Origin of the sequence: Vibrio sp. 1557 (assembly GCF_033340175.1) — a bacterium.
GTDB classification, from domain to species: Bacteria; Pseudomonadota; Gammaproteobacteria; order Enterobacterales; family Vibrionaceae; genus Vibrio; species Vibrio alginolyticus.
The window spans coordinates 489,153-499,620 of the sequence record NZ_JAWOVZ010000002.1 but is presented as its reverse complement, the minus strand read 5'-3'; the positions used below and the strand labels follow the sequence as shown (position 1 = coordinate 499,620).

7 protein-coding genes are annotated in these 10,468 nt (G+C 44.8%); 6 read left to right on the top strand and 1 reads right to left on the bottom strand.

The genetic code is table 11. The features are described from left to right. Nucleotides 1-3,833: tandem-95 repeat protein (locus R7070_RS05695; RefSeq protein WP_318141164.1), on the bottom strand; the 3,833-nt coding region annotated here is incomplete at its 3' end. A 400-nt stretch (nt 3,834-4,233) separates the two neighbouring features. On the opposite strand from R7070_RS05695, the gene R7070_RS05690 reads away from it, so the two are divergent. From R7070_RS05690 to R7070_RS05665, 6 genes are all read left to right on the top strand, one after another. Beyond that, nucleotides 4,234-5,544 (top strand): TolC family outer membrane protein, encoded by a 1,311-nt coding sequence (locus R7070_RS05690; RefSeq protein WP_017635971.1) that lies wholly within the window; start codon nt 4,234-4,236, stop codon nt 5,542-5,544. Between the two features lie 2 nt (nt 5,545-5,546). Continuing rightward, nucleotides 5,547-6,161 (top strand): OmpA family protein, encoded by a 615-nt coding sequence (locus tag R7070_RS05685; protein ID WP_171343397.1) that lies wholly within the window; start codon nt 5,547-5,549, stop codon nt 6,159-6,161. Between the two features lie 175 nt (nt 6,162-6,336). Next, nucleotides 6,337-6,690, top strand: a complete 354-nt coding sequence (locus R7070_RS05680; protein WP_005377352.1) for a DUF2750 domain-containing protein — start codon at nt 6,337-6,339, stop codon at nt 6,688-6,690. Nucleotides 6,691-6,877: 187 nt separating this feature from the next. Continuing rightward, nucleotides 6,878-8,848, top strand: a complete 1,971-nt coding sequence (locus tag R7070_RS05675) for a diguanylate cyclase domain-containing protein (RefSeq protein ID WP_170897342.1) — start codon at nt 6,878-6,880, stop codon at nt 8,846-8,848. A gap of 87 nt (nt 8,849-8,935) precedes the next feature. After that, entirely contained in the window at nt 8,936-9,634 is a 699-nt protein-coding gene (locus R7070_RS05670) for an IclR family transcriptional regulator (protein WP_104979219.1), read from the top strand. 106 nt (nt 9,635-9,740) lie between these two features. After that, nucleotides 9,741-10,433, top strand: coding sequence for an SDR family oxidoreductase (locus R7070_RS05665; protein ID WP_053304419.1), 693 nt, complete (start codon nt 9,741-9,743; stop codon nt 10,431-10,433). The last annotated feature ends 35 nt before the right edge of the window (nt 10,434-10,468 follow it).

Sequence of the window (10,468 nt, the reverse complement as noted above, 5' to 3'; positions counted from 1 at the left end):
TCTGCAATGCTACTTTCAACCACAGGCGTGTCGTTCACCGCATTCACGGTGACGTTGACCGTCGCTTGGTCAGTCAGCGAACCATCGGTGATGGTGTAAGTGATTTCGGCATCACCATGGAAGTTCTCGGCCGGTGTGAACACCAGTTTGCCATCAACAATCTCAACTGTCCCTTGGTCACTCGGCACAGACGCCGAGTCAATACGTAATGTATCACCATCGATGTCAGTATCGTTTGGCAAGATATCAATCGTAACAGCGGTATCTTCTTGTGTTGTTGCCGCGTCATCGTTTGCCACTGGCGCGTCATTCACTGGCGTCACATCGACGTTCACTGTGGTGGACTCCGATACCCCACCCGAGGTAACGATGTAGGTAAAACTGTCTGCCCCGTGATAGTTGTCGTTTGGCGTGTAAGTGACACTGCCGTCCGGGTTGACCGAGACCGTGCCGTTAGCTGGACCGTTATTGGTATCGAGCGACACCACTTTGTCGTCGCCTTCAAACGTATCGTTACCTAAGACCTTAATGATGGTTGGCGTGTCTTCCACAACCGTCGCGTTGTCTGCCACGATGTCCGCCACAGGGGCTACCGTGAAGTTCACCGTTTGGCTGACGCTTTCACCGCTTGGATCGGTGGCCGTAAACGTTAGGGTTTCTGAGCCGTTCCAGTCTGCGGTTGGAGTGAACGTAGCAATCCCATTGACGATCGCCACTTGAATGTTGCTGTTGCCGGAGACGCTGAAGGTCAGATCGCCATCCACGTTATCTACATCGCTGAAAGCCGTATTTAGATCGATGCTGTATGGCGTAAAGTCTTCTGCCAAGGTTTGGTCTGCAATGCTGCTTTCAACCACAGGCGTGTCGTTCACCGCATTCACGGTGACGTTAACCGTCGCTTGGTCAGTCAGTGCACCATCGGTCACGGTGTAAGTGATTTCAGCGTCACCATGGAAGTTCTCAGCCGGTGTGAAGACCAGTTTGCCATCAACGATCTCAACTGTACCTTGTGTTTCAGGTACGGAAGCCGATTCAATCGACAGCTTATCACCATCAATATCGGTGTCGTTTGGCAGGACATCAATCGTCACTGGCGTGTCTTCGTCAGTAACGGCATTGTCATTGGTCGCCACTGGCGCATCGTTCACTGGCGTGACATCGATGTTCACCGTGGTGGACTCCGATACCCCACCGGAGGTAACGATGTAGGTAAAGCTGTCTGCACCGTGGTAGTTGTCGTTTGGCGTGTAAGTGACGCTGCCATCCGGGTTGACCGAGACCGTGCCGTTCGCTGGACCGTTATTGCTATCCAGCGACACCACTTTATCGTCGCCTTCAAACGTGTCGTTACCTAAAACCTTAATGATGGTCGGCGTGTCTTCCACAACCGTCGCTTTATCTGCCACGATGTCCGCCACAGGCGCCACTGTGAAGTTCACCGTTTGGCTAACGCTTTCACCGCTTGGATCGGTAGCAGTAAAGGTCAATGCTTCTGAGCCGTTCCAGTCCGCGGTTGGAGTGAACGTAGCAATGCCATTTTCTATTGAGACATTGACATTACTGTTGCCTGAGACGCTAAACGTTAACTCACCATCCACGTTATCCACATCGCTGAAAGCAGTATTTAGATCGATGCTGTATGGCGTGAAATCTTCCGCCAAGGTTTGGTCTGCAATGTTGCTTTCAACCACAGGCGTGTCGTTCACCGCATTCACGGTGACGTTGACCGTCGCTTGGTCAGTCAGCGAACCATCGGTGATGGTGTAAGTGATTTCGGCATCACCATGGAAGTTCTCGGCCGGTGTGAACACCAGTTTGCCATCAACAATCTCAACTGTCCCTTGGTCACTCGGCACAGACGCCGAGTCAATACGTAATGTATCACCATCGATGTCAGTATCGTTTGGCAGGACATCAATCGTCACTGGCGTGTCTTCGTCAGTAATGGCCGTGTCATCGTTTGCCACTGGCGCATCGTTGACTGGTGTGACATCGACGTTCACCGTGGTGGACTCACTGACCCCACCCGACGTAACGATGTAGGTGAAGCTGTCTGTACCGTGGTAGTTGTCATTCGGCGTGTAGGTCACGCTGCCATCCGGGTTGACCGAGACCGTGCCGTTAGCTGGTCCATTGTTGGTATCCAGCGACACCACTTTGTCGTCGCCTTCGAACGTGTCGTTATCTAAGACCTTAATGATGGTTGGCGTATCTTCCACAACCGTCGCTTTATCTGCCACGATGTCCGCCACTGGCGCTACTGTGAAGTTCACCGTTTGGCTAACGCTCTCGCCGCTTGGATCGGTAGCCGTAAACGTCAGCGCTTCTGAGCCGTTCCAGTCTGCCGTTGGAGTGAACGTAGCAATCCCATTGACGATCGCCACTTGAATGTTGCTGTTGCCAGAGACGCTAAACGTTAACTCGCCATCCACGTTATCCACATCGCTGAAAGCGGTATTCAGATTGATGCTGTATGGCGTGAAATCTTCCGCCAAGGTTTGGTCTGCAATGCTGCTTTCAACCACAGGCGTGTCGTTCACCGCATTCACGGTGACGTTAACCGTCGCTTGGTCAGTCAGTGCACCATCGGTCACGGTGTAAGTGATTTCAGCGTCACCATGGAAGTTCTCAGCCGGTGTGAAGACCAGTTTGCCATCAACGATCTCAACTGTACCTTGTGTTTCAGGTACGGAAGCCGATTCAATCGACAGCTTATCACCATCAATATCGGTGTCGTTTGGCAGGACATCAATCGTTACTGAGCTATCTTCCTCTGTAATTGTTGTATCATTAGAGGCAATAGGCGCATCGTTAACTGAGTTTACTGTTACCGAAACTTGAGCTTCATCCTCTAACTCACCATCTGAGATGGTGTAGCTAATCGTTGCATTACCGTTGAAATTTTCAGCCGGAGTGAAAACAAGCTTACCATCGATAATCTCAACGATACCTTGCTCTTCTGGTACAGAAGCAGAGGTAATGATTAAATCATCACCTTCAATATCACTGTCGTTAGCGAGCACATCAATTACAACCAGGGAATCTTCGTCAGTTTGAATCGCATCATTAGTTGCTATTGGCGCGTCATTAACAGGCGTAATATCTAAGTTAGCAGTGCCATTAATAACACCACCATCATCATCAATGATGTCATAGGAGAATGACACTTCAGTGTCATCATCAGCTTCTGGGATGTAAGTCCAAGAGCCATCGCTGTTATCAATTAAGGTGCCATTCCCACTCTCAATAGTGACGTTTGTAATGACAAGAGTATCGGCATCATCAATATTGACATTCGATAGTAATTCTTCAGTAGTTATCGTGATTGGATCGCTATCTTCCTCAACAGCGCTTAATGTCACTGGAGAATTAGTAAGTGGCTTACTTGAGCCATCCCCACTTGTCTCGATACCTGTTGTGAAGAAGTCATTTAAGGTCAACGCTTGTGTTTCAGATAAGCCGAGGGATTCTAGGCCAATAGTTTCAAAGTTTGTTGAGGCTAGCACTTCAGTACCATCTCGTACAATCGTGGCACTATTTTGCAAACTGGAGCCACTATTTTCACCCGCTGCAGGTGCGAGTTCTTCATCAATAGCAGAAGGGTCTTGACCTTGCTCAATAGCACTAATAATCTGTGCTACATCGTCTGAAATATCTTTTAAACCTTGCTCTTGAGCAAGCTGAATTTTCAGGTCTTGAGGCGCAGCATCTGTCATTGCCACTATCACTTCACCTGGTAGAGGCTGCTGTCCTTCTGCAAGGACTCTCAGCTGCCCATCCAAACCTATTACGACGACTTGATTACCGAGTGGCACTAATGCTGTACGATCCATATAAACCTTAACCCTAAATAACTGTCAAGTTTTTGACTAACAATACTAATTTGCTATATATTGCCCGAATATATAGTGCAATAACAGCAATTTGATGCTCAATAAAGTAATTATGTGTCATACATCAATAAGAACCCAGATGCATAAGTGTTTTATTTTATTAAAATCTGGACTCTCGTTTCTAGCCATTACCTCCATGTTTAATTTGAGATCTTAATTCAATTTTTAGGCAGATTTAGTAGGTTGATTTATCAAAATTGAAACAAATGAACAGCGAATCAACAGGTTACTTCATCGCATATTAATGTTATTGTGCGCTAAATTATTGACGCCCTTATAAGTATTCCACTTATAAGCCCTATCACCTCGAGAATTTTTACCATTATCTAGGAGAATCACAGTGAAGTGGACTCGTGCCAACGCCTTTTGTATTGGTATGTTCACCGCTAGTCATGCTTTTGGGCAAACGCTAGAGCAAGCGGTTGAAAACACATTAAAAACCAATCCTGACATCAAAAGTGCGTTCAATGAATTCGTTAGCAAGCAGTATGTGAATGAAGCATCTGGTGGTGCTTACCTCCCATCCGTAGACTTAGATGCCGGTATCGGTTACGAAGGAATCAAACCTGCAGAGTCAGGGCGAGATTCAACCGATCTGACAAGAAAAGAAGCCACCGTGACACTAACCCAGCTAATATGGGATGGCTCAGCGACACTTAATGATATGGATCGAACAGCAGCTGATGCTGAATCGGTCCGTTATCAACTTCTAGCTGATGCCCAAGACACCGCTTTAGAGGTCGCGAAAGTTTATTTAGACTCAGTAAAAGCTTATGAAATTCTTACACTTTCCGAGAATAACTTGAAAGTGCATAAGAAGATCTATGAAGACATTAAAAAGCGAGTTAACTCAGGTATCGGTTCTACAGCAGACCTAACCCAGGTAGAGGCTCGTTTAGCAAAGGCTCACGGTAACTTGGTGGCAGCTCAGAACAACTTATATGACAGCCACACCACCTTTACACGCCTTGTCGGACAGTCACCACAAGGATTGATTTTCCCAAGAGCGGACCAAAACTTTATTCCCTACACCATCGATGAAGCGATTGACTTGGCATTCGAGTCACATCCAGTAATCAAAATTTCGGTAGCTGATGTGGACTCTGCAAAGTTCCAATACAAGCAATCTAAGGGAACTTACTACCCAACGATATCGGTAGAAGCGGCTCAAACATGGCGTGATGATGCAAGCGGTATCGAAGGAAGCAGCGAAGAGACAACAGCAATGTTACGTATGCGTTACAACCTCTTTAACGGTGGTAGTGACGTAGCCAACGCTGAAAGTTTTGCCTACCAACTAAATAAAGCAAAAGACCTAAGAGAACGTGCATACCGCCAAGTAGAAGAAGGCCTTCGTCTATCTTGGAGTGCGTTAGATTTAACACTTCAACAAAAAGAGTTCCTAGCGGATCACGTAGATTCGGCCTCTGAAACTGTCATCGCCTACGAAAAGCAGTATCGCATTGGAAAACGCACTCTGCTGGACTTGTTAAATACTGAAAACGAACTTTTCGAAGCGAGAAAGAACTACTTGGATGCTCGATACTCAGAGCAGTACGCCAAGTACCGCGTTATGAACGCGACTGGCCAATTGTTAAATGCCTTGCGTGTCGATGTACCTACAGAATGGAATGAAAAGGTGGAGTACTGATCATGAAACCAGTGAAGATTCTATTTGCATTGGGTATGCTCGCCATCACTCAACACGTTGTTGCTGAAGACGAATATGAGTATCGTCCTGTACCAAATGCAGAACAAATAGCAGATTTGCAAGATGACGATAACGATGGTGTCATCAATGCTCGAGATATGTGCCCAGGTACACCTGAAGGCTCAGAGGTCGACAACGACGGTTGTGGAGAATACATTAAAGCATCAGATAACATGCAAGTGCGGATACTTTTTGCTAACGACTCTGATGAGATCAATCCAGTCTTCAGAAGACAAGTTCGAGAGCTTTCCGACTTTTTAAAAGAGTACCCTACTACTTCGATAGAGCTGCACGGCTATGCTAGTAAAGTTGGTGGTTCGAAGCATAACCAAGATCTTTCTGAAAGACGAGCACGCAATGTCCGTGAAGCCCTACTAAGCTACGACATCGAACCGAGTAGAGTCCGCATTGTTGGTTTTGGTGACACTCACTTAGCACAGCAAGGGAGCGATGAAGTCAGCCATGCTTTAAATCGTCGAGTCACCGCATCAGTCGTTGGTTACAAAGGCGAGATAAAAAGAGAGTGGACAATATTCACAACTCTTCCAGAAAGGTAAAGTACCTGTTTTTGTTTGCTCTGCAAGCACAAAGCAAACAAAAACGAGTGAATACTTAACCTCAGAAAAGGAGCTTCGGCTCCTTTATTTTTACTCATTTCGACAACCGTATTATGCTTTAGGAATCGGCACTTTAGTGTTACTCTAGCCACGTCATAACAACGAGAGTTTTGAAATGAGCAAACTTACATCAGATATCCAAGCGAACCTTGACCTTTTTGTTGCAGAAACGAAAGAAAACCAATTGGTTTGGGGTTTACGCAATGAAGAAGGTTGGCTATCTTGCGATTCAACTGAATTCGAAAACAGCGAAGTCATGCCTTTCTGGTCTTCTAAAGAAGATGCAGAAGCACATAATGTTGAAGAATGGGCAGATTTTACTGTACTAGAAATCCCATTAGATATCTTTGTTGAAGATTGGCTTTTGACTCTTGCTGAAGATGGTGTTCTTGTTGGAACTAACTGGAACGATCAGTTAGAAGGCAAAGAAATGGAACCTCAAGATCTAGCAAAGCTTTACATTGATTAAAGATTTCTGACCTCAACTTTATGTTGAGGTCTTTCTTTTTTATGCCTCTTCTTTCAATATCTCGACCAAGTGCATAGTTTTACTACTCTTTTTCTTAGTACACCCAACTTAATCACAACGCTGATGCGTTAAAAGCGCTATGATAACTCAACTTTAAAGGCACCTTAAATTAAAGGCTCGTTTAAACATGCGCGTGCTCTATCCCTTGCTTGCGTCACTTTTGCTCACTCCAGTATATGCAAGCGACACTCAAGATATTGAACCAAACCAAAATATCACACAGTGGCACTCTGTCTACCAAACCACACTACGAAGCAACCCTGAGTCGGCATTGAGCATGCTTCAAGATCGCTACCATACAGCGAAATCGGACAGCGAAAAGCTCTACGTAAGTGGATTGATTTATGAATATATGTCAAACATAAATCAGCCTTACTACGGCAGCAGTCAAGTCTTAGACAACCGTTTTTCTCAATTAGAATCAGAATATATTCTTGCCTTAAAGGAACGTAAGCATGGTAGTTACGAGGCCTCAGTAGATAGCTTTTCTTCTTTGCGACAGACAATGAAGAAAATATCCGATTCCGAAGGCAAGGCTCTGATGAACTATCAACTTTGTTATACGCTGAATCAACAAGGTCGTTATCACAAAGCAAACTTTTATTGCTCATCCTTAGAGAGCCACTTAAATCATAAGCATCAAGAAAACTTCCCTGTTGATCTTGCTTTGCGCGTAATAGCAAATAACTACAATTACCGCGGTGACTATGAAAAAGCCTTAAGTTTGTATCGACAGTTGATGGCCAACATGTCGACGCAAAGCGATCCTTCAGGGATTTACAATGACGTCGGCAATTTACTTGCAGAGCTGGGGCAATTTGAACAATCAGAGCAATATCTCATTCAAGCCCTACTGGTTCGCCAAGATGAAGGGACACCTCTTGAAGTTGCACAAGTCGAACATAGTCTAGGAGCGATGTACAGAAAATCCAAAGAACTCGATAAGTCCATCAGCCACTACAAAAATGCATTGACGATTCTCGAACAACTTCATTACCCATACGGGCAAGGGTTGACCTATTTAGGGTTATCTGCTGCTTTGGCCGATTCTGGGCAATTAGATACCGCGGTAGATTACATTGGAAGAGCATTAAACATTGCCCAAACTTATGAGAATACGCACCTTGAAACAGAGGGTCATTTGGCTGCTGGATTGGCATATTTAAAGAACCATACACCCGAAAAATCGATTGAACACACTACAATAGCGTTAAGATTAGCGGTAAAAAACGCTAGGCCCTTATTGCAAGCGCAAGCCCAATTACTCCTCTCAAAAGCATACCAAGCTCAAAATGATTACAAAAAGGCGCTGGAGCATCACAAGGCCTACTCGACGATTGAACTAACGAACCGAGACGCGAGTAATATCAAGGCGTTAGAGGCACTAGATCTCACTAAAAAAGAGTATGAATATGATCTACAAGTCGCGCAGTTGAACAACGAAACTCTTCTAAGTCAGTACCAGTTTGAAAAACTCACAGATCAACAACGCACTTATAATTTTGTTGTTTTCTGTTTATTGGTTCTCCTCGCTCTGGCATTGATGGTTCAGCGACAAACACGCTTAAAAGCCAAAATAGACAGCTTAACGTGTGCATTAAACAGAGCGGCAATTATAGAGACGATTAAAAGCCAAACCTCCAAAGCTGAAGGAGACTTCCGCTACGTTCTAGCATTAATCGATCTAGATGACTTTAAGGCGATTAATGATCAGTATGGTCATCCGACTGGCGACTTAGTACTACAACAGGTGTGCAAAGCGCTTAAAGCTAAACTTAATAAGGGAGAGTACTTGGGTCGTTTAGGTGGAGAAGAGTTTATCTTGCTATTGAAAAACGTCGATGAGATTGACGTTCCCTTTAGAATACAAAGTCTGCATAAAACAATTTCAGAAAAGAGTGTACATTCGCTTAATAACCATCAATTGAATATATCTGCGAGTCTGGCCTATCTATCAACCTCAATGCCACTCACCAACTTTGATGAGCTCTATTCGATATTAGACCAAGCGTTATACAATGCTAAGAAGCAAGGAAAAAACTCCCTTGTGGACGCATACAACGAGCCGATCAGTTTAAGTGCTGAGTATATTCTCTAATAAAACCAAACCACCAGCGTAGTGGTTTGTTATAGGTGGAAGCATCAGTAAGCCATTCAGATGCAACATCATCATCAAGGAGTCTTTGTGCCCAAGGCAAGAAAAAACATTCAGTCTCTAGAGCGAGGTTTTCTAATCCTCGAGTTGCTCTCGATGAGTGAATCTCCCCTATCATTACAGACTATCAGTAATGCGATCCAGTTAAATAAGACGACTGTTCACGGGTTACTTGCGACTCTACACTCTCTTGGATATGTATCCAAACACAACCATAGCTACAGCCTAGGGTTTAGATGCTATGAACTGTCTAAGCCGATTGAACAAAAAAACGAAGCTATCCGACAACATTTTGTTCCATTGCTGAAAAAAATGGCCCAAATGACTAACAACACAGCTTACCTCGCTGTACAAAGTGGCGCTAAAGAGTACTTGTATATCGATGCTATAGAGCAGGATAACCCTCTTACTATCCGTAGCCCGAGAGGGAAACGAGAAGGACTCACAACATCTGCGATCGGCAAAGTTTTTCTTAGTTTTGATGATGAGCTTCGTCGAACATTACGCCTTGAAAACCAAATATCCCCCACGTTAGAAACTGAACTTAATCAGGTTGTATTATCAGGTTACGCACTCGATTTAGAAGAGGCAGAGCCAAACCTCAATTGCTTAGCGATCCCCCTTTACTTGGATGGTAAAGTCGTTGCTGTTGCAGGTGTTAGCGGTGCTGCCTCCGAACTGACGGTCACTAGGCTAAAACACTTTGCAAGAATCTTTCTCAAATTTTAAGATTTGACAATGTCGAATCCTAGGCCATTTTTATACTGTTTTGATTACATGCTTATACGTCGCCTCTAATATGGTCGTTGTTCAACTCAACAACGTAGGAGAAGCGATGTCTACTGTATTAATCACTGGCGCTAACCGTGGCTTAGGCTTGCAATTTGTCCGCCACTACCTTGGAAAAGGTTGGCAAGTTATCGCAACTTGTCGTTCACCAGAAAATGCTAAGCAGCTCAATGAACTAGTAACCCAATCCAATCAACTTCAACTGATGGCTCTAGACGTCACTAACCAACAAGATATCGATCAGTTAGCCACTCAATTAGCGGATCGTCCGCTCGATCATTTAGTTCTTAATGCAGGTGTATTAGGCGAAGAGTGTGCAAAGCTTGGCGAAATGACCCAGAAAAAATGGCTAGAAGTACTAAACATAAATACCGTCGCACCTGCCCTGCTAATTCAAGCACTACAAGACAACGTTGCGAAAAGTCAGCACAAAACCATCGTGGGAATCTCAACCCGAGTTGCGAGTTTAAGCGATAACAGTTCAGGTAACATGTACAGTTATCGAGCATCTAAAGCAGCGCTTAATCAGGTTCTAGTATCAGCAGCACGCAATCTCGAATCGCGAGGAGTAAAAACTGTCGCAGTTCATCCCGGCTGGGTAAAAACCGATATGGGCGGTGAGGACGCAACCTTTTCTGCCGAGGAAAGTGTTGCAGGCATTGTTTCGGTCGCAGAACAGCTAACACTTGAGCAATCCGGAAGCTTCCGCGTATTTGATGGCTCTACAATCGAATGGTAACTGTTCTCTAAATGACGTCTCCCGGCCAAATTGAA